The following is a 20392-nucleotide window of genomic DNA, read 5'->3' as shown; positions in this document are numbered from 1 at the left end:
CTAATAAAAACCAACCCGAATGAAACACCTAGTTTTACTTTGCATTTTATTTTTCCTTTCTAATAGTTATGCTCAAAGCTCTATAGACTCTATTTCCGTAAAAGAAGATTTAGCTTTTTTTAAAGATAATTTAGCTACTAAACTAAAAAAGAACGTAAACGATCAACAATTAGATAAGATCAAAAATAAAGAAATTCGTAATGCAGCCATACAAATGCTTAAGGGTGACTATGATTTCAATTATAGATTAGCTACTTACAAAGCTTATTTATCGCCAGCAACACTAGGAAAAAAGTTATCCATTGGTGATGGGTACAGTAAATATGAAAACATTACAGGTATTTATTTAACCATAGGTAAACACGTAATTCTGGTAGATAATATTGCAAAAAATAAAACAATTGATTTAGTTATACCTAATTGGAACAGACAGCCACCTACAGGAATTGCACCCGATCAGGACCCTAATTGGGGAATTGAAAAAAAATCATATCCTTTAAAAAATGGTATAAACATTATAGATGTTAAAGACTTCGATGGTTTGGCTTATATCAATTATTATTCTGAAGAACCTAAAAAGGAAAACGCAATTAAAATTCATTTTATTGATGCCCAAATAAATGGATTTTTTGATTCAGGAAAACAAAAAAATGAAGACTGGAATAAACTTCTGGACAACACTATTTATCCTATGATAGATGCCAGAGGAAAGTATATTCAAACCATTTATCCTAAAGCTGATTTAAAAAAATATGCTTTCAACAAGGGAGTGGAATTACTAAATTGTTATGACACTTTGATCTATCGCCAGCATCGACTTATGGGATTAATTAAATACAATCGTGTACCAAACAACAGGATATTGGCTCGTGTAAACTACAATTACTATATGTTTCGAGACGAAGATGGAATTGCTTATATGGGTGGTAAATCAGGTTATGCATTAGGAATGGTACTTGATCCTGCAAAAGTTATAGCGGGTGATCCGGCATGGGGATTTAGCCACGAAACCGGGCATGTACATCAACTGCAACCCTATTTTAATTGGGGAGGTCTCTGTGAAGTAAGTAATAATGTTTTCACAATGTATGTTCTCAAATCATTAGGAGTTAAATCTCGCCTTATAGAAGGTAACTACTATGATGCTGCAAGAAAAAAAGTTATCGAGAAAAAAGAAAGCTATTTAAAAGTAGGTGGGAGTTTTGAACCGCTTGTGCCTTTTTGGCAACTGCAATTATACTTCGAAAAAGCAGGTAAAAATCCTGATTTCTACCCTGATCTTTTTGAAGCATTTAGAAAACAAGCTCACAATGCTGATAAACTAAAAGTAAAAGCCGATGAAAATCCGGCTGTTTACCAACTCAATTTTATAAAAACGGCATGTGAAGTTAGTAAAGTTGATTTAACCGATTTTTTTGATTCCTATGGATTCTTTTATGTGGGCAATTTCGATGGAGATTGTTACGGAGCCTATCATTACAATATGACCGAAAAAATGGCAATGGATTGTAAAAATGAAATAAAATCGAAAAATTATCCTAAACCAGTTTTAGATATAACAACCCTGACAGATTAATTTTTAAATCAAAAATTGATAATTTAAAGTATACCCAATTACTACAAATATAAAATGATGAATAAACAATTTATAAAATATACCTTTTTAAGTCTTGTTGCCATAATGGGACAAAAAATGGAAGCACAAACTGCAGATAAAAAAGCAGATGAATTAACTGCTTACCGCGTTACGGCATTAAAAGTGCATGATTTAGTACACACTAAACTAGATGTTTCGTTTGATTATGGAAAACGTCATTTAAATGGGAAAGAGTGGATTACTTTAAAACCTCATTTCTACGAAACTGATCAGCTTACATTAGATGCTAAAGGAATGGAATTCAAGGAAATTGCGATCATCGACGGCAAAAAAACTATTCCATTAAAATATACTCAGGACAGCGAACAGGTTTTTATTACTTTAAACAGAAAATATAAAAGCACTGAAAAATATGTTGTTTACATAAATTACATCGCAAAACCTAATGAACTAAAAACAAAAGGTGGTGAATCTATTACGGATTCAAAAGGATTATATTTTGTAAATCCCGACGGAAAAGAAGACAAACCGGTACAGATTTGGACACAAGGTGAAACAGAAGCTTCTTCGGCCTGGTTTCCTACTATTGACAAACCAAATCAAAAAACAACTTCTGAAATCGCAATGACTGTGGATTCAAAGTATACAACATTGTCAAACGGAAAATTGACTTCTCAAAAAGATAATAAAAACGGAACCAGAACGGATATCTGGAAAATGGAACAGCCAAATGCACCTTACTTATTTATGATGGCAGTTGGAGATTTTAAAGTATATAAAGACACTTATAATGGTAAAGAAGTGAGCTATTATTTAGAGCCTAAATATGCGCCATACGCCAAACAAATTTTCTGGAAAACGCCAGATATGATGAACTTTTACAGCAAAATGCTGGGAGTAGAATATCCTTGGGCAAAGTATTCGCAAATTGTTGTAACTGATTTTTTTGGAGGTGCAATGGAAAATACTTCTGCAACAGTTCACGGTGGTTATGTGCAAAAAACGGAAAGAGAATTATTAGATGATAACGAAGAAAGTACCGTAGCTCATGAACTTTTTCATCAATGGTTTGGTGATTATGTAACGGCTGAATCCTGGTCAAATTTAACCATGAATGAATCTTTTGCCACTTTTGGAGAAGTTCTTTGGCACGGACATGATGAAGGACAGGATGCAGAAGACAGATCTAGATATGGAAAATTACAAAATTATCTGAGTTCTCAGAAGAACGGTGACAGCCAGATTTTAGCTCGTTTTCACTATAAAAACAAAGATGATATGTTTGACAATATCAGCTACTCAAAAGGTTCTATCATTTTGTATGCCATCAAAAATCAAATGGGTGACGAAGCATTTTTCAAATCTCTAAACCATTATTTGACAACCAATGCCTATAAATCGGGAGAAACACACCAATTGCGTTTATCGATGGAAGAAGTGACAGGAAAAGACTGGAGCCCATATTTTAATCAATGGTATTATCAAGGCGGGAATCCTATTTTGAATATCGAATACGGATACACGAATGGAAAAGCAACAATTGCAGTAAAACAAGTTCAGGAAAGTAATGTTCAGACCTTTAGTCTTCCTTTAAAAGTCGATTATTACGTTAATGGAACGAAAATCAGAAAAGAAATTTTAATTGATCAAAGGGAACAAAATTTCAGTTTTGACATTCCGTCTCAACCAACCTTCGTAGATCTTGATCCTGATAAAATCTTAGTTGGGCAAGTAAAAGACAACAAAAAAATAGCTGATTATTTGTACCAATACAAAAATGTTCCAACGTATTACAACCGTATTGAGGCAATAAAATATGCAGCTAAAGATAAAAGCCATGACGCTCAGCTTATTCTTTTAGCAGGATTAAAAGATAAGCAGGATGATTTAAGAACGCTTAGCATTAAAGCAATTGATTTAGGGGATAATCAAATTAAAGATGAGGCAATTAAGACCTTGCTTGATATTGCTAAAAACGATAAAAAAACAATTTCCAGAGCAAATGCAATTATAAAATTAGCCGCTACGAGTGATATGTCTTATAAAGCATTAATGGAGGAAAGCATAAAAAATCAATCTTACAATGTCATTGCAGGAGGTATAATTGGTCTGACCAAATATGCACCAGCTGAAGGAGAAAAAGCATTGTCATCATTAGATGATGACACTAAAAAGCATGTAACGGGGTCGATCAAAAGGCTGAATAAATAAAAAACAGTTCAAAAACTTTTTATGTATTGCCAGACAGAACTAATCAAGTAAAGATCATGATTTCACAAACCAAGTCTTTACTGAAGTACTAAATTAGATATCCTTTTTCCTGATAATATAAAAATACTTATGCAAAAACTTTTCATAACATACATCTTCTTTTCAGTTTTGACCTTTTGTGCTGCACAGGAGAAGGTTAAAAGAATAAATGTAAAAGAGTATGGTATTCTTGCCAATACAAAAGAAAATCTTACGGCAAAGGTCAATCAGCTTATTGAAGGAATAGGAAATGAATCCGTACAAATAATTTTTCCGAAAGGACGATATGATTTCTATCCGGACGCCAAATATTACAGAACCTATTATGAAAGCAATACTTATGACGCCGACAGTCGAAAATTAGCTATACTTATTAAAAACAAAAAAAACATCATCATAGACGCGCAACAATCTGATTTTGTATATCATGGGCACATTCAGCCATTCACATTAGACAATGCAGAAAACATTAGTATAAAGAATGTAAACATCGATTGGGACATACCTTTGACCTCCGAGAGCGAAGTTATTGAAGCAGATGAAAATCATATTTTAATGAAAATTGATATCGCTCAATCTCCCTACAAAATCCACGAAAAAGGATTGACGTTCGTAGGCGAAAATGCAAACGAAAACTGGACATTATCTGACGGTTCCTGGTTAATTGAATTTGATAAAAATCACATTATTCCAGCAAACACCGGCGATAATGGTTGTGTAAAAGGTGATCTGAAAAATGTAAAATACAGTGAAGTAAAACCCGGATTAGTATTAATGCAGGGCAATTTTACCAAAACTCCAAAGGTTGGAAATTTTCTGATCCTTAGACATGGTAGGCGCGATCATGCCGGAATGTTTTTATTTCATAGTAAAAACCCCAAGCTCGAGAATATAAATGTATATCACACCTCCGGATTGGGTATTTTATCTCAATACTGCGAAAATATAGAAATGCGAAATGTAAATATGATTCCCAATCCTCATAAAAATCGTTATCTCAGCGGCCACGACGATGGACTGCACTTTATGGGATGCAAGGGCGAAATCATAATCGACAATTGTGATGCACAAGGACTAATGGATGACCCAATTAACATTCATGGCACCTATGTACCTGTAGTCGAAAAAGTAGATGACTTTGCTGTAAAATGCAAATTTGGACAAGATATGTCGCACGGATTATTATGGGCAGTTGTTGGAGACAAGGTTGGTTTTATTCAAAAGAGAGAAATGAATACATTTTCTTATGGAACTGTGGCAAGTTTTGAACCTTTAGATGTAGATCATTTCATCATCAGATTCAAAGAAAAAATTCCAGCTACTATAGATGCCAATTTTGTTTTAGAAAATTTAAGCTGGACTCCAAATGCCACGATTACCAACTGTTTTGTAGGCAGCAACCGAGCACGAGGTTATTTGATTTCTACACCAGGTAAAGTCCTGATCGAAAACAACACATTCGAAACCAGTGGTTCAGCCATTCTTATTGCCGGCGATGCTAATTATTGGTATGAAAGTGGTGCTGTAAAAGACATAATCATTAGGAACAATGAATTTAGATTTCCTTGTAACTCGTCTAGTTATCAATTTTGTGAAGCTATTATCAGTATTTATCCTGAAATTCCGGAACCAAATGCTTTACACCCTTTTCATAAAAATATAAAAATCGAAAACAACAGCTTTAACCCATCAGATTATCCTATTCTTTATGCTGTATCGGTAGATGGATTAAGTTTTAAAAACAATACTATCACACGTAGTTTTGCTTTCACGCCCTGGCATCCGGGAAAATATAATTTCAAAATCGAGGCTTGCAAAAATGTAGAAATCAGTGGCAATAAAATAGAAGAAAATGTATTAGGCAAAAATATTCTTCTCAAAGGAATGAAAAGAGAAGAATTAAACTTAAAAAACAATGAATTAAGCGTTGAAATATCAAAAGCAAACTAAAAGTTTTAATCCATAAAAAAATGTTTTTTTAATATCTAATAATGGTACTTTAATTCAAAACTCATAATTATTTTTAGAATTGTTTGTTTTTGAAGCCTCTCTAATTTGGTTCATTAGAGAGGTTATTTTTAAAATAAAAAACTTATATATCCATCAAAAAATGAAAAATTTCTATTACTTAATTCTCTCTTTATTAGTGTCATGCTCGTATGCCGAAAATAAAAGGGTAAATACAGATCCTCAAATGAACATTTCACTTCCTTTGGCCGGGAATGCTTTTAGCTCCAAACATATTGACGGAAGCAATACTATTACAGATAATGGCATTGAAAACTGGACAGATTCAAAGGAATATTTTACGGCTTATTTTAGAGTTTCAAAAGCAGGAAATTTTCAAATTACTGTAGAGGAATCTGTGGAAGTTTTTGGAAAAGCAGAACTTGAATTTTCAATAAACAAAGAATCAAAAAAAGTAAATTTTACTTCTTCTAAAAAAGCAGTAACGCTCGGAAACTGGAAAATCGATGAGGAAGGATATGTAGCCATCAAAATAAAAGGAATCAATAAAACCGGAGATCGTTTTCCTTCTATTAGCCGCCTTACTATTTCCAGTACAGATTATGATGGAAAAATCTCTTATGTACCAAATGATGAAGGAAATTTTTATCATTGGGGGCGCCGTGGTCCATCAGTTCATTTAAATTATCAGGTTCCTGAAAGTACAAATGCCGAATGGTATTATAATGAAGTTACCGTTCCTGTAAACGAGGACAAAATTGGATCATATTTTATGGCAAATGGTTTTGGAGAAGGTTATTTCGGAATTCAGGTAAATTCACCAACGGAAAGAAGGATTTTATTCTCCGTTTGGAGTCCTTTTTCTACAGATGATCCTAAAAGTATTCCGGATTCTCATAAAATTAAAATGCTAAAAAAAGGCGAAAAAGTGCACACTGGAGAATTTGGAAATGAAGGTTCAGGCGGTCAAAGTTATTTGAAATACAATTGGAAAGCAGGAACGACTTATAAGTTTTTGCTTCACGGAATTCCACAAAACAACAATAGCACCAATTATACGGCTTACTTTTTTGCTCCGGAATTAAAAAAATGGCTTTTAATTGCTAGTTTTAACCGTCCTCAAACGAATACTTATCTAAAAAGATTCCATTCTTTTTTAGAAAATTTTGTTCCGGAACAAGGAAATTTATCCCGTCGCGTTTTATTTAATAATCAATGGATTTGCGATGAAAAAGGAAATTGGATCGAGGTTAATTCGGCTCGTTTTACTACAGATAATACTGGCGCACAAGGATACCGAATGGATTTTGCCGGTGGACTTGAAAAAGATTCTTTTTATTTAAAAGACGGAGGTTTCTTCAATAATTATACAACACCAAAAATAACATATACCAGACCTTTAAACAATAAAAAACCAGAAATAAATTTTAGTAACTTACCTTAAACAATTGATTAAAAAATAATTAAACCATGAAAACTACTATTTTAAAGTACATTTTGGTCTTTTGCCTTTTCTTTGGATGGACAATTGCATCAGCACAAATGATTAAAACCAAAACTCCTACTCGTCCAAAAGGTCAACAAGATGTTTTGCGTTTGGCAACAGTACCGCTTCCAACAGTTCGTGTGGCTTTCATTGGGCTTGGTATGCGCGGACCTGGAGCTGTAGAAAGAATGACACATATTCCAGGAGTTGAAATCGTTGCACTTTGCGATATGTTAGAAAAAAACACACAATCAGCAAATGAAATTTTAACAAAAGCCGGACTTCCAAAAGCTCAGGAATTTTTTGGGGATGAAAATGCCTGGAGAAAAGTTACGGCGCTTCCAAATGTTGATTTAGTATATGTTGCAACAGATTGGCTACATCATGCTCAAATAGGCGTTCAGGCTATGAAAGATGGAAAGCATGTGGCTATTGAAGTTCCTGGTGCTTTGACTATGAAAGAAATTTGGGACTTAATTGATACTTCTGAAAAAACCAGAAAACACTGTATGCAACTTGAAAATTGTGTTTACGATTTCTTCGAGTTAACAACTTTAAATATGGCCCAACAAGGTTTATTTGGAGAAATTCTTCATGCTGAAGGATCTTATATTCACGGTTTGCAGCCTTTCTGGGGAGAATACTGGAACAACTGGAGAATGGATTATAACATCAAACACCGCGGTGATGTTTATGCGACTCATGGTATGGGGCCAGCGTGTCAGGCTTTAAATATTCATCGTGGTGACAAAATGAATTTCCTTGTTTCTATGGATACAAAAGCAGTTGGAAATCCTGCTTATATCAAAGAAAAATCAGGTAAGGAAATTAAAGATTTCAGAAACGGAGATCATACTATGACTATGATTCGTACTGAAAACGGAAAAACAATTCAAATTCAGCATGATGTAACTTCTCCACGTCCTTACAGCAGAATGTATCAGGTGAGTGGAACTAAAGGTTTTGCAAACAAATACCCATTAGAAGGTTATGCTTTGGACGGAAAAGAATTAAGTGACGACGTTAAGCCAAATCACGAAAAATTAAGCGCACATTCTTTTGTTCCTGAAGAAGTAAAAAAAGCTTTGATGGAAAAATACAAACACCCAATGGTGAAAAATATCGAAGAGCAAGCTAAAAAAGTTGGTGGTCACGGTGGAATGGATTTCGTAATGGACTATCGTCTGATCCACTGTCTTCAAAAAGGACTTCCATTAGATATGGATGTTTACGATTTAGCAGAATGGTCTTGTTTAGGTCCATTAACCGAAATTTCACTTGATAAAGGTTCTGCACCAGTAGAAATTCCAGATTTCACACGCGGTGGCTGGAACAAATTGCAAAAATTAGAATTCTCAGAATAAATATTTTGGTTAGTTAGAACGAGAAAAGGGTACTTTTAAAAGTACCCTTTTCTTATTTTATAAAATTTTAAACATTACTTCCAGTTAAAAGTAATTCGTTTTTCAATTTCTGAACTTAAACTTAAAAACACCGGGCACGTCATTGCGGCACGTTCCAAAATTGTTCTGTTCTTTTCACTTTCAACACCCTGCATTTCAAAAACAATTTCGATTGCGCCAATTCTTCTTGGTTCAGCATTCATTATTTTAGTTACTTCAGCAGTTGAATTAATAAAATCTACATCCAAATCGCGTGCTTTAATTCCCATAATAGTCATCATGCAGCTTGCTAAAGCATTGGCAACAGTATCTGTTGGAGAAAAAGCTTCTCCTTTTCCATTATTATCTAGTGGTGCATCGGAGATGATTTCGCTTCCTGATTGCACGTGAATTGATTGTGTTCTTAAATCACCTAAGTATGTTACTTTTGATGTCATTAGTTTGCTACTTTTAAAGTTAAATCTGTGTCGTAATATAAAATGTACACTCCTTTGTTGGCGTGTCCTCCATCTTCTTTTTTGTAATATTGAAATTTATTGTCAACTTGTTCTGTTGTCATTAAATCCGCTGTTTCCTGATATGTTTTTCCCTGAACCAAACGCATCATGGTATCAAAAGTGACATCAAATCCTCTTGTTGCGTACGTGTTTGGATTAACCTTATTTTTCAGGCGATATTCTTTTTCAAAAATCAAAACACCTTGATCATCACTTTCGCGCGTCACTGACGGATACATTAATTTCAGTTTAATTAGGTTTTCAAAACTAATTTCGTCTGTGTCAAGTGTACTGTTTGGTTCTAAAATTACTAGTTGTACCTGACATGATTTTTGTGCATCAAGTAAAGCCTTTATTGTTGTTTTAACCATCGCTGTATTTCCGGTTTCCATCACCACATAATTCATACGGTTTGGCAATAACGAACTTTTTAAATTAGCAACGTCTAAACCTCCGGTTTCACTTAAAGCAGCAAATACAACCCCTTTTTGATTTTGCTTGATGTAACTGATAACAGATTCCTTTTTCTTATCTACGACTGCTACAATATTTCCATTTTTAGCACGCATATAATCAAAAACAGCGTTTCTCACAACGTCATTTGTTGGTATAGATTGATACAAATTATCGATTGGATTCGCCGTATCTTTTGACAATGGTGAAATCACAGGAACATTATACACGCGTAATGAATTAGCGGTTGTTTCAGCATTAGTCTGATAAAATGGTCCAATAACAGCACTGGCATCCTGCAATTTATTCTGAGCAATTAAACCCGAAACATTAGATGCTGTTTTAGTTTCTCCAGAATCATAAATAGCAACATCAATTGGTAATTTTAAGGTTTTAGCCGAATCAATTGCCATCATAGCCCCTGAATAAAAATCAAGTGTCATGTTCAAAAACTTATCATTTTTAATACGAGTGGCACTGCTTGTCGTATCATTTTGCATCTTAGCTAAATTAAATGGCAATAACAAAACCATTTTTTTACGTTCTGTTTGGCCTCTTTTTTTCGTCAGTTCCACCACTTCAGGATTTGCAGAAACCGTTTCAGATTTTACTTTTTCTAAAACCGAAATACCACCACTACCTGCATTAGCAATTGGTTTTTCAGCCACATTTTCAACTGGTACTGCTTGCGGAATAATTGGCGTTGGTGCCAAATACCCTGACGGAACTTTTAAAACCATTCCCTCTTTTACTCCTTCTGAAAGTGACGGGTTCAATTCTGTCAATTCCTCCTGCGTAATATGAAACGTTCTTCCTAAACTATAAAAAGTCTCTTTTGGTTTTACCTGATACTCCATATAAGTCGTTACTTTTTTTGGAGTTTCTGCAGGCTTGGCAACATGAGCCACTGGTGCTGCATTTTCTGTTTTAGGAGCGGTTCCTTTTATAGTAACTCGATATCCAATTGGCAAACTAGATACAATTTCCGGATTGCGTTTTTCTAAATCTTCTACCGTAGTATTGTATTGTTTCGCAATCGAAAACTTCGTTTCTTTTGCTACAACATCATGGTAGACATATTTCTCAGGCCCTTTAGTTGTTTTTGTAGCAGCAGAACTAGCTTTTGGAGCAGATCCTTTTGCTGGAATTACTAATTTTTGACCAATCTGCACTCCCGTTTTTTCAAGACCAGGATTTGCAGCTTTTAAAGCTTCATCAGAAACACCGTATTTTTTTTCGATACTGTAAAAAGTTTCTTTTGGCTGAACTTCATGAATTACTTCTTTTGAATTTGCAGTTACTTTAGCTTTAGGTGCTTCCGTTTTTACCTCTGCAGTTTTAGCTCCATTAGTTGGAATCAATAAAACTGTATTAGGTTTCACTCCATTCCTTGCATCTGGATTTAACTGATAGATATCGTAAGGAGTGATTTTAAATTTTACAGCAATCTGGTTTATAGTTTCTCCACTAGAAACGGTATATTTTACCACTTTTTCCTGCGAAAAGGCAGAAAAAGTAATAAAAAACACAAAAGATAATAAGGCAAAATAATACTTCATAATATGGCTTAAACAATTTAATTTTTAATTCAAAAACAAGATACTAATTTTGTTCAAAGCAAGATTCAGGCCACTTGTTAATTTTCGTCCAATTATTATCTCAGGTCAATTTCTGCCTTAGCAATAATAATGTCTTTATATAACTCATCTTCCTCCTTTTTCTTGCATTTATATAAAACTTCTTCCATATTTTGGTATCTGTCTGAGTAAACATAATACGAAAGACTGTTTATATTAAAGAAAAAACTAGCGTTAAAATCCCCGGAATCAATAAGTTTCATGATAAACTTATCTCTCGGTATCGCGTCTGTAAATATACCTAAAACTAAGTAATAGCCATTTGAAACTTCTTTAAGATTATCAAAAACTTCGACTTTTATTGTTTTATCATTTTTAAGCGGATTATCCTTTAGTTCCTGTTTCATTTCTTCTAATGAAATTGCTTTTGAAACCTGTTCAGAAGTAGTTTTGCTTTGATTTTTTAATGCTTCATCCTGATATTTTTTCAACTTTATCAAAGCCAGTTTATCATCAAATTGGCGGGCTTCCATACTGTAATAATTGGCTTTACTAATATGTCTTTTTATCTCAATTTTTTTCTGGGTATCCAGCGAATCAATTTTAGCAATCAAAAGCTGATTTTGTGCATCACCTTGCTCCTGCTCAATTTTATAACGCTTTATTTCTTCTAATGAAAGTCGTTGTTGCAATGAAGTAATGTTCGTATTTTTTTCGCTTTCGCGGAGTTTCTTTTTGTACTCCTGATTTTCTTCAACAGCGATCTTCTCTACTTTATTCATTAAACCGGCATACGCTTTTCTATTTTCAGCTAATTCCTTTTTTAATTGAGAAGATAATTCACTTGTTTTTCCAATGCTTTCGTACGATTGTTTTTCCAAACGTTTCGATTCATCAACATTCAAAACATCCATTCTTTTTAACTCAACCAGATCATCATTCATCGTATTGACTAACGAATCTAATTTAGCCATTAAAATATCCTGTACATTTTTATTGGCTTCTAAAACCAAACGCAGTTTTTCAACCGAGTTTTCTTTGGAACCATTCATATCGTTCAGATTGACTTTCAAATCATTAATCTTAATGATTTTCTGGTTCATTTCCTTCTGAACAACAAGCCTGTCTTTTAAATCATCAATCTCAACTGTTTTCGCTTTTGTTTTTTCAACAACAACTTGTTTTTCGGCAAGAGCCAACATCAATTCTTCGCTTTCATTTGTGGGTTTAATCTCTTTTGTATTGATGGCCAGTTTATTGCCAACAACCAATCCGTTTACAATTTCAGGATTTTGAGATTCTAGCTGATCAATTGAAATACCGTATTTTTTAGCAATCGAAAATTTAGTTTCTTTAGCTTCAACAACATGAAAAATTGTTTCCTGATTAATCACGCGAACTCTTCCGTCCAATGTTTTTCTTTTGTTTGGAATAGCAATCGTCTGACCAATTTGTAATCCGTTTTGAAGCAATTCTTTATTCCCGTTTTCAAGATCCTGAACCGAAACATTGTATTGTCTGGCAATACTAAACAACGATTCTTTAGCAACCACCTGGTGTGTCACTTTTGAAGATGTCGCCATTTCAGTTTTTGAAAGATTTGCAAGATTTTGCGGAATTACTAATTCCTGACCAATTTGAAGTCCGCCGGCAAGAATTTCAGTATTTGCATTTTGAATGGCATCAACCGTAACTTTATATTGTTTAGATATGCCGTAAAGCGTTTCTTTTGCAGCAACGATGTGGGTGATTTGTTGCTTCTGATTTTGTTTTTCTGTCGGGTGGACTGGGATTTTAAGAACTTGATTGTCTTGGATTCCGCTTTGTGATTCAGGGTTGAGTTTGTAAATTTCATCAACAGAAACCTTATATTTTTGGGCAATAAAATAAGCGGTCTCCCCTTTTTGAATTTTGTGTTCAATAATTGAATCTTGTGCAGTTATTTTGTTAAAAGACAAAATAAAGACAAGAGAAATCGTTAAAAGTTCTCTCATAAATAGTAGGTTTAAAAAATTAAGGCGTTACAAATGTAACGCCTTAATTTGAAAATTAGTACTATTCCCACTCAATTGTTGCAGGTGGTTTTGAACTTATATCGTAAACAACGCGATTCACGCCTTTTACCTTGTTTATAATATCATTTGAAACTTTCATCAAGAAGTCATAAGGTAAGTGAACCCAGTCAGCAGTCATACCATCTGTAGATTCAACTGCTCTAAGCGCCACTACTTTTTCGTAAGTACGCTCATCGCCCATCACACCAACAGAATTTACCGGAAGCAAAATTGCTCCAGCCTGCCAAACTTTATCATATAATCCCCAAGATTTTAATCCGTCAATAAAAACAGCGTCAACATCTTGTAAGATTTGAACTTTCTCCGGAGTAATATCTCCTAAAATTCTGATTGATAATCCTGGTCCCGGGAAAGGGTGTCTTCCTAATAATTCAGGATCTATACCTAGAGTAGCACCAACTCTGCGAACTTCGTCTTTAAACAACATTCTTAGTGGTTCTACAATTTTTAATTTCATATAATCCGGCAATCCACCAACATTGTGGTGCGATTTAATAGTGGCCGATGGTCCTTTTACAGAAACCGATTCGATAACGTCAGGATAAATAGTTCCTTGCGCCAACCATTTTACATCTTCGATCAAATGTGATTCATCATCAAAAACTTCGATAAATACACGACCGATTGTTTTACGTTTGGTTTCAGGATCACTGATTCCGGCTAATTCACTAAGAAAACGATCTCCGGCATCTACTCCTTTTACGTTCAATCCCATTCCTTTGTATTGATCTAATACATTTTGGAATTCATTCTTACGAAGTAAACCGTTATTTACGAAAATACAGTAAAGGTTTTTACCAATTGCCTGGTGCAATAAAACTGCTGCTACAGTTGAATCAACTCCTCCAGATAATCCTAAAACTACTTTATCATTACCTAATTTCTCTTTTAATTCTCCCACCATCTCTTCTACGAAAGCATTTGGTGTAAAGTTTTGAGGAACTTCAGCTATATCTACTAAAAAGTTTTTAAGCATTTTTGATCCATCAGTAGAATGGAAAACTTCAGGGTGATATTGAATAGCATAAGTTGTTTCACCTTCAATTTTGTAAGCTGCATATTCTACGTCATGCGTGCTTGCTAATTTCACTGCATTTGTTGGTAAAGCCTTGATACTATCACTATGACTCATCCAAACCTGGCTGTTTTCTGAAACGTCGTTAAAGAAAACTTCATTCTCCTTAATATAAGATAAATTAGCTCTACCATATTCTCTGGTGTTCGAAGCTGCTACTTCTCCTCCACTAAAGTGAGCTAAGTATTGTGCTCCGTAACAAACCGCCAACATTGGGAGCTTGCCTCGAATTTGAGATAAATCAGGATGTGGAGCGTCTTCTGCACGAACAGAAAATGGGCTTCCTCCTAAAATTACTGCTTTATAAGGTGATAAATCACTAGGAAAGTGATTGTAAGGGAAAATTTCGCAGAATATATTTAATTCGCGAACTCTACGCGCAATAAGCTGAGTATATTGCGATCCGAAATCTAAAATAAGTACGTTGTGTTGCATGCGCAAAAATACTTTTTATATTCGAATTTGAAAAATGGAATTTTGATTTTTTTTTCTTTAAAACGTTCTGAGGTTCTGAGTCGCTAAGGTTCTAAGATTTTAGCCTCAAAAAAGAAAAACTTAGAACCTTAGTATCTTAGCAACTTAGCAACTTTAAAGTCACTCTTTCGTAACAAGAATTGACGCCTTAAATCCTGCAGCAAGATTGTCCCAATAATCATTGGTCACAAGGGCTCCTTTGTCATCATAAACCTGTATCTCGGCAGTGTTACCACCAAGAGAACCTATATTTAAAGCTTCAAAATCTAATTTATTGAAACCAATTGTCAGATTAATTTTTACTTCTTTAAAATTAGAATCCAAAAATATCTGATCTCTAATGATTGCATCATTTGACGAAACTTTTACCAAATCGCCATCAATAGCACCAAAGTCACGAAATTTTACAATAAGATAATTGGATTTAGTTTTAAACTCTCCTAAAGAAATATTTTTCTTCACCAACGTTCCCCTGCCTTCTCTAAGTCCGGCATCTTTCAAAGCTTTATCCAGATCTTTTTCCATTTTAGCTACATAACGATCGCCTGGATTGGCAAAGTCTGTTTCTGTAGACATGGTAAATTTGCTTTTTTGCTCTCCTATCTGAAATTTTGATTTAGTTGTAATAGTATTATTATCATAAACACTAGGCGTTTTTATACTCGGTACGTCTGATTCCGGGGCCGAAGGATCTAATGTTTCAGGCTTCGGAATTTTCTTGGGTTTAGCGCTAAATTTTGGAGCCGGAATAGCTTTATACTTTGTACCAAACTCCGTCTGGGCTGATACTGTTACAGCGGTAAAAAATAATATGAAAAATAAAAAGTGCTTCATTGAAAAAGTTTTATCGAATCGGCTTTTATAATTTTATAAAATAATAGTCTAGCAAAGCAAAAATAACATAATTTAATTACCGACTTTAACTTTAAGACTTTTATAACACTATATTAGGCTAAATTTTGGAAACAAAAAACTTGCCAAAAATCATTATACCTGTCAAATTAAATTCCAATTTTTATCCTGAGGCTTCGGGACCAAATTCCAAATTAACTTAACTATTACAAAAACCATTCGTTATTTTTTTGTTTAAAAGAAATACACTGTTTTGATAATTAACAACTTATTCCTAACTTGAGTCTTTTAATTGAATTTTATAAAAAACATATAAAATGGATTATATCGACTACTATAAAATATTAGATATCACAAAATCAGCTACAGAAGCCGAAATCAAAAAAGCATATCGAAAACTGGCTCGTAAATACCATCCTGATTTGAATCCGAATGACAAAGAAGCGGAGAAAAAATTCAAGGAAATCAATGAAGCCAATGAAGTTTTGGGTAATCCGGAAAATCGCAAAAAATATGATAAATACGGAAAAGACTGGAAGCATGCTGATGAATTCGAAAAAGCAGGTTACGACCCAAATCAACAGCAATATTCAAGACAACAGCAGCAAGGCGGAAATGACGATTTTTCAGGCTTTGGCGGAGATTTTTCCGGAAGTGATTTTTCTGAATTCTTCAATTCGATGTATGGCGGAGGAAGAAGTTCCAGATCGCAATCCAAATATCGTGGACAGGATTTCAATGCCGAATTACAATTGGATTTAGCTTCGGCTTACACGACGCACAAACAGAGTTTAACCGTAAATGGTAAAAACATCCGAATTACAATTCCGGCCGGTGTTGAAAATGGTCAGATTATAAAAATTCCCGGACATGGCGGCCCCGGTGCAAATGGCGGACCGAACGGAGATTTATATATTACTTTTAATATTGAAAATAACTCAGATTTTAAACGAGAAGGAAATAATTTGTATTCTGATGTAGATCTTGACTTTTACACCGCAATTTTAGGAGGCGAAGTTTTTGTGAATACTTTTGATGGAAAAGTAAAAGTTAAAGTTCCTGCTGAAACCCAAACCGGAACCAAAGTAAAATTAAAAGGAAAAGGATTTCCGGTATACAAAAAAGAGAATCAATTTGGCGATTTATACATTACTTATAATGTAAAAACTCCAACCAAATTATCTCAAAGAGAAAAAGAATTATTTGAAGAATTAGCTAAAATAAGAAATCATGAATAATAAAAACTTGATCCAGATAAAACAATTTTGCGTATACCACGAAATTGAAAACACCTTTATAACGGAGCTGCATAATTATGGTTTACTAGAAATTATTATTCAGGACGAAGACGAATATTTACAACAAGAACAACTGCCTGCTCTTGAAAAAATGATTCGTATGCATTATGATCTCAAAATAAATTTAGAAGGAATTGATGCTATCTATCATCTGCTAAATAAAATTGAAGTTTTGCAGCAAAACCTAACAGCGACACAAAATAAACTTCGACTTTTTGATCATTATCAAATTGAATAGCTATCCGAAATTTGTTCTTTAAATATCACAAAAAAGAATATTTTGCAGATTGATTTTAAATAAATCTATATCTTTTTCAGTTACATATTTTATAAATTGCAACGGTATTAACTAACCAGAATTGTTTTTAAAAATTGACAAAAATAATTCAAAAAAACAGAAGAAATGAAAAGAGAAAACATCTTGACAGGATCACCATGGGAAGACAAAATGGGATATTGCCGTGCAGTACGAATTGGCAATATCATTGAAGTTTCAGGCACTGTGGCTATTGTTGATGGCGAAAAAGTAAAAGCCGATGATGCTTATGCTCAAACTTATAACATTTTAGAACGTGTTGAAAAAGTACTGGAAGATTTGAATGTTGGAATGAAAGATGTCATCAGAACACGAATTTTTACTACTAATATTTCGACTTTTGAAGAAGTTGCAAGAGCGCATTCAGCGTTTTTTAAAGACGTAAAACCTACAACCGGTTTTTATGAAATCAGCAAACTGGTTGCTCCTGAATATTTAGTTGAAATTGAATTTACAGCTGTTGTTCAGTAATATTTATTAGCCACGAATTCACGAATTAATATTGTAAAAAGATCAAAACAAATATTTTTTTCTAAATTCGTGAATTAGTGGCGAAAAATCTGCCCTTAAATACATTAATGACTTCTCAAAAACTAAAAGAAATATTCCTGACTACTTTCAAATGGATTTTGATCTGTTTTTTGATAGGTATTTTGTCCGGATCAGCTTCGGCCTTTTTTTTGGTTTCTTTGGAATGGGTTACGCAATTTAGAATTCACCACGACTGGATCGTCTGGCTATTGCCTTTCGGCGGATTAATTGTTGGATTCAGTTATTATTATTGGGGAAAATCTGTCGTAAAAGGCAATAACTTATTGCTGGAAGAATACGAAAAACCCAAGAAGGTCATTCCGTTTAAAATGGCTCCTTTAGTACTTTTAGGAACTTTAATAACCCATTTATTTGGAGGTTCTGCAGGTCGTGAAGGAACAGCTGTACAAATGGGAGGCGCAATCGCAGATCAATTCACTAAATTCTTCAACCTGAATAATTCCGAAAGAAAAGTATTGATCATACTCGGGATCAGTGCCGGTTTTGCCTCTGTTTTTGGAACTCCTCTGGCGGGTGCCATTTTTGCTTTGGAAGTTTTGTACTTCAGCAAAATCAATATCAAAAGTGTTATTTTATCTTTTCTTGTTGCGTATACAGCTTATTTCACCGTCGAATTCTGGCAGGTAAAACATACTCATTATAGCATTCCCGATATTCCGGAAATCAATCTGCACAATATTGTCTATACCTGTATTGTTGGAGTACTATCTGGTTTTGCTGCATTATTATTTTCCCGAAGCACGCATTTTTGGAGCTCTCTTTTTTCAAAAAACATCAAATATCCTCCACTCCGACCTTTTATTGGCGGAATCATTTTAGCCATTGCCATTGCTGGGTTGGGCTTTACAAAATTCTCAGGATTAGGTGTTCCGGTTATTGTAGATTCATTTTCCAACCAAAATCAATGGTATGATTTTTTGCTTAAAATAGTATTTACAGGCTTTACTTTAGGTGCCGGTTTTAAAGGTGGCGAAGTAACTCCGTTATTTTTTGTGGGAGCAACTTTAGGAAGTGCTTTATCTGCCATTATTCCAATGCCTATTGCCCTTTTAGCCGGAATAGGATTTGTAGCTGTATTTTCAGGAGCTACCCACACTCCTATCACCTGCACTATTATGGGAATGGAATTATTCGGAATTCAACCCGGAATTTTCATTGCAATCGCTTGTACCATTGCTTACTTTTCTTCAGGTTCTGTTGGGATTTATAAATCACAGATTGTGAAAGGAGCCAAATATAAGTTGTATCATAAAATAAATTCCAATTTTTAAATTCCAAATTCCAATGACAATAGCAATTTCAATGTCAATTTTAATTCAATCTTAAATTTCCAGTCCTAACCTTCCAATCCTAAAATTAATCATTTTGTGTATCTCCGCGAATTCTTTGCGAATCTCTGTGGAACAACTCATAATTTCACAATTCAAAAAATCCTAACTTATAACTTATAAAAGTGTGTTAATCTCCAAAATGTTTTCAACATTACATTAAAAAAATGTAAATTCGCACACTATGAAAATACAAGATATTCAGGCAATACAATTGTTGCTTGCAACTCCAAAGAAAATTGCAATTATACCGCACAGAGGACCAGATGGCGATGCTATGGGTTCTACTTTAGCTTTATACCACTTTTTATTAAAAAACAATCACCAGCCAACGGTAATTGCTCCTAATGATTTTCCTGATTTTTTAGCCTGGCTTCCAGGTTCTGAAACTGTAAAAATATTTGAAAAAGATACTGAAAACTGTACCAAAATATTAGAAGAAGCCGAGTTGATTTTTACACTTGACTTTAATGCTTTTCATCGTACAGGCGAAATGGAACATACTTTAGCAAAGTTAACTGCTCCGTTTATCATGATTGATCATCACCAAAAACCTGATGATTATGCTGCTTATACTTATTCTGACACATCATTCGGATCAACCTGTGAGATGGTTTACAACTTCATTTCTTTCTTAAACAAAAAAGAAGATTTAGATAAAACCATTGCAACCTGTATCTATACCGGAATATTAACAGATTCAGGTTCATTCCGTTTTCCGGGAACTACAGGAAACACGCATCGAATTATTGCAGAATTGATTGATTTAGGGGTTGAAAACACTCAGATTCCTGTTTTATTATTTGATAATAGTTCCTACAGTCGTTTACAATTATTAGGACGTGCTTTGCAGAATATGAAAGTATTTGAAGAACATAAAACCTCATATACTTCGCTTACTCAGGACGAACTTGACTCATTTGATTATGTAAAAGGTGACACTGAAGGAATTGTAAATTACGGCTTAAGTATAAAAGGTATTGTTTTTACTGCTATTTTTATCGAAAATAAAGACGAGAAAATTATCAAAATTTCTTTCCGTTCACAAGGTGGATTTGATGTGAATCAGTTTGCCCGAGATCATTTTAACGGTGGCGGACATAGTAATGCAGCCGGCGGAAGATCAGACGTTTCGATGGAAGAAACCCTGAAAAAATTTGAAGATTTAGTAACTAAACTAAAAATATAACC

At 34.1% G+C, this 20392-nt stretch carries 15 protein-coding genes; 10 read left to right on the top strand and 5 right to left on the bottom strand.

The genetic code is table 11. From position 1 onward, the window contains the following. Positions 1-19: 19 nt before the first annotated feature. The 5 genes from IRZ99_RS00485 to IRZ99_RS00465 all read left to right on the top strand — a co-directional run bounded on the left by IRZ99_RS00485 (position 20) and on the right by IRZ99_RS00465 (position 8665). Complete coding sequence (locus IRZ99_RS00485; protein WP_194655409.1) at positions 20-1576, top strand: M60 family metallopeptidase; 1557 nt, start codon at positions 20-22, stop codon at positions 1574-1576. Between the two features lie 54 nt (positions 1577-1630). Then, positions 1631-3808: a M1 family metallopeptidase gene (locus IRZ99_RS00480; RefSeq protein WP_228518981.1), complete on the top strand. Its 2178-nt coding sequence runs from the start codon at positions 1631-1633 to the stop codon at positions 3806-3808. Positions 3809-3937: 129 nt separating this feature from the next. After that, complete coding sequence (locus tag IRZ99_RS00475; protein WP_194655408.1) at positions 3938-5797, top strand: alpha-1,3-galactosidase B; 1860 nt, start codon at positions 3938-3940, stop codon at positions 5795-5797. A gap of 160 nt (positions 5798-5957) precedes the next feature. Beyond that, a complete protein-coding gene (locus tag IRZ99_RS00470) occupies positions 5958-7259 on the top strand; it encodes a DUF3472 domain-containing protein (RefSeq protein WP_194655407.1) in 1302 nt (433 codons plus the stop codon). 26 nt (positions 7260-7285) lie between these two features. Beyond that, positions 7286-8665 carry a Gfo/Idh/MocA family protein gene (locus IRZ99_RS00465; protein ID WP_194655406.1) on the top strand — a complete coding sequence of 460 codons (1380 nt, stop codon included), beginning with the start codon at positions 7286-7288 and terminating at the stop codon, positions 8663-8665. Positions 8666-8739: 74 nt separating this feature from the next. Here IRZ99_RS00465 and IRZ99_RS00460 read toward each other — a convergent pair whose 3' ends face one another. The 5 genes from IRZ99_RS00460 to IRZ99_RS00440 all read right to left on the bottom strand — a co-directional run bounded on the left by IRZ99_RS00460 (position 8740) and on the right by IRZ99_RS00440 (position 15689). Then, a complete protein-coding gene (locus tag IRZ99_RS00460; protein WP_194655405.1) occupies positions 8740-9141 on the bottom strand; it encodes an OsmC family protein in 402 nt (133 codons plus the stop codon). Then, on the bottom strand, positions 9141-11213 hold the full coding sequence (locus IRZ99_RS00455; RefSeq protein WP_194655404.1) for a LysM peptidoglycan-binding domain-containing protein: 2073 nt from the start codon (positions 11211-11213) through the stop codon (positions 9141-9143). Before IRZ99_RS00455 ends, IRZ99_RS00460 begins: the two co-directional genes overlap by 1 nt. A gap of 95 nt (positions 11214-11308) precedes the next feature. Continuing rightward, positions 11309-13225 carry a LysM peptidoglycan-binding domain-containing protein gene (locus IRZ99_RS00450; RefSeq protein ID WP_194655403.1) on the bottom strand — a complete coding sequence of 639 codons (1917 nt, stop codon included), beginning with the start codon at positions 13223-13225 and terminating at the stop codon, positions 11309-11311. A 61-nt stretch (positions 13226-13286) separates the two neighbouring features. Then, entirely contained in the window at positions 13287-14816 is a 1530-nt protein-coding gene (gene guaA / locus IRZ99_RS00445) for a glutamine-hydrolyzing GMP synthase (RefSeq protein WP_194655402.1), read from the bottom strand. 159 nt (positions 14817-14975) lie between these two features. Then, positions 14976-15689: a hypothetical protein gene (locus IRZ99_RS00440; RefSeq protein ID WP_194655401.1), complete on the bottom strand. Its 714-nt coding sequence runs from the start codon at positions 15687-15689 to the stop codon at positions 14976-14978. A gap of 335 nt (positions 15690-16024) precedes the next feature. On the opposite strand from IRZ99_RS00440, the gene IRZ99_RS00435 reads away from it, so the two are divergent. The 5 genes from IRZ99_RS00435 (at position 16025) to IRZ99_RS00415 (ending at position 20390) form a co-directional block, all read left to right on the top strand. After that, the gene (locus IRZ99_RS00435; protein ID WP_194655400.1) at positions 16025-16945 is read left to right on the top strand and encodes a DnaJ C-terminal domain-containing protein; all 921 of its coding nucleotides are present in this window, start codon (positions 16025-16027) and stop codon (positions 16943-16945) included. Then, on the top strand, positions 16938-17243 hold the full coding sequence (locus IRZ99_RS00430; RefSeq protein ID WP_194655399.1) for a chaperone modulator CbpM: 306 nt from the start codon (positions 16938-16940) through the stop codon (positions 17241-17243). The genes IRZ99_RS00435 and IRZ99_RS00430 overlap by 8 nt, the downstream gene beginning before the upstream one ends. 165 nt (positions 17244-17408) lie before the next feature. Continuing rightward, positions 17409-17792, top strand: a complete 384-nt coding sequence (locus IRZ99_RS00425; protein ID WP_041519343.1) for a RidA family protein — start codon at positions 17409-17411, stop codon at positions 17790-17792. A 107-nt stretch (positions 17793-17899) separates the two neighbouring features. Then, a complete protein-coding gene (locus tag IRZ99_RS00420) occupies positions 17900-19144 on the top strand; it encodes a voltage-gated chloride channel family protein (protein WP_194656116.1) in 1245 nt (414 codons plus the stop codon). A gap of 241 nt (positions 19145-19385) precedes the next feature. Further along, entirely contained in the window at positions 19386-20390 is a 1005-nt protein-coding gene (locus tag IRZ99_RS00415; RefSeq protein ID WP_194655398.1) for a bifunctional oligoribonuclease/PAP phosphatase NrnA, read from the top strand. The last annotated feature ends 2 nt before the right edge of the window (positions 20391-20392 follow it).

This window comes from Flavobacterium sp. LC2016-12 (assembly GCF_015351595.1).
Classification (GTDB): Bacteria; Bacteroidota; Bacteroidia; order Flavobacteriales; family Flavobacteriaceae; genus Flavobacterium.
This window is presented reverse-complemented; position numbering and strand designations above follow the sequence as displayed.

Bases quoted from the DNA above. Each gene is read 5' to 3' on its own strand.
- IRZ99_RS00485 (WP_194655409.1), top strand. From the start codon at position 20: ATGAAACACCTAGTTTTACTTTGCATTTTATTTTTCCTTTCTAATAGT.
- IRZ99_RS00480 (WP_228518981.1), top strand. From the start codon at position 1,631: ATGATGAATAAACAATTTATAAAATATACCTTTTTAAGTCTTGTTGCC.
- IRZ99_RS00475 (WP_194655408.1), top strand. From the start codon at position 3,938: ATGCAAAAACTTTTCATAACATACATCTTCTTTTCAGTTTTGACCTTT.
- IRZ99_RS00470 (WP_194655407.1), top strand. From the start codon at position 5,958: ATGAAAAATTTCTATTACTTAATTCTCTCTTTATTAGTGTCATGCTCG.
- IRZ99_RS00465 (WP_194655406.1), top strand. From the start codon at position 7,286: ATGAAAACTACTATTTTAAAGTACATTTTGGTCTTTTGCCTTTTCTTT.
- IRZ99_RS00460 (WP_194655405.1), bottom strand. From the start codon at position 9,141: ATGACATCAAAAGTAACATACTTAGGTGATTTAAGAACACAATCAATT.
- IRZ99_RS00455 (WP_194655404.1), bottom strand. From the start codon at position 11,213: ATGAAGTATTATTTTGCCTTATTATCTTTTGTGTTTTTTATTACTTTT.
- IRZ99_RS00450 (WP_194655403.1), bottom strand. From the start codon at position 13,225: ATGAGAGAACTTTTAACGATTTCTCTTGTCTTTATTTTGTCTTTTAAC.
- guaA (WP_194655402.1), bottom strand. From the start codon at position 14,816: ATGCAACACAACGTACTTATTTTAGATTTCGGATCGCAATATACTCAG.
- IRZ99_RS00440 (WP_194655401.1), bottom strand. From the start codon at position 15,689: ATGAAGCACTTTTTATTTTTCATATTATTTTTTACCGCTGTAACAGTA.
- IRZ99_RS00435 (WP_194655400.1), top strand. From the start codon at position 16,025: ATGGATTATATCGACTACTATAAAATATTAGATATCACAAAATCAGCT.
- IRZ99_RS00430 (WP_194655399.1), top strand. From the start codon at position 16,938: ATGAATAATAAAAACTTGATCCAGATAAAACAATTTTGCGTATACCAC.
- IRZ99_RS00425 (WP_041519343.1), top strand. From the start codon at position 17,409: ATGAAAAGAGAAAACATCTTGACAGGATCACCATGGGAAGACAAAATG.
- IRZ99_RS00420 (WP_194656116.1), top strand. From the start codon at position 17,900: ATGACTTCTCAAAAACTAAAAGAAATATTCCTGACTACTTTCAAATGG.
- IRZ99_RS00415 (WP_194655398.1), top strand. From the start codon at position 19,386: ATGAAAATACAAGATATTCAGGCAATACAATTGTTGCTTGCAACTCCA.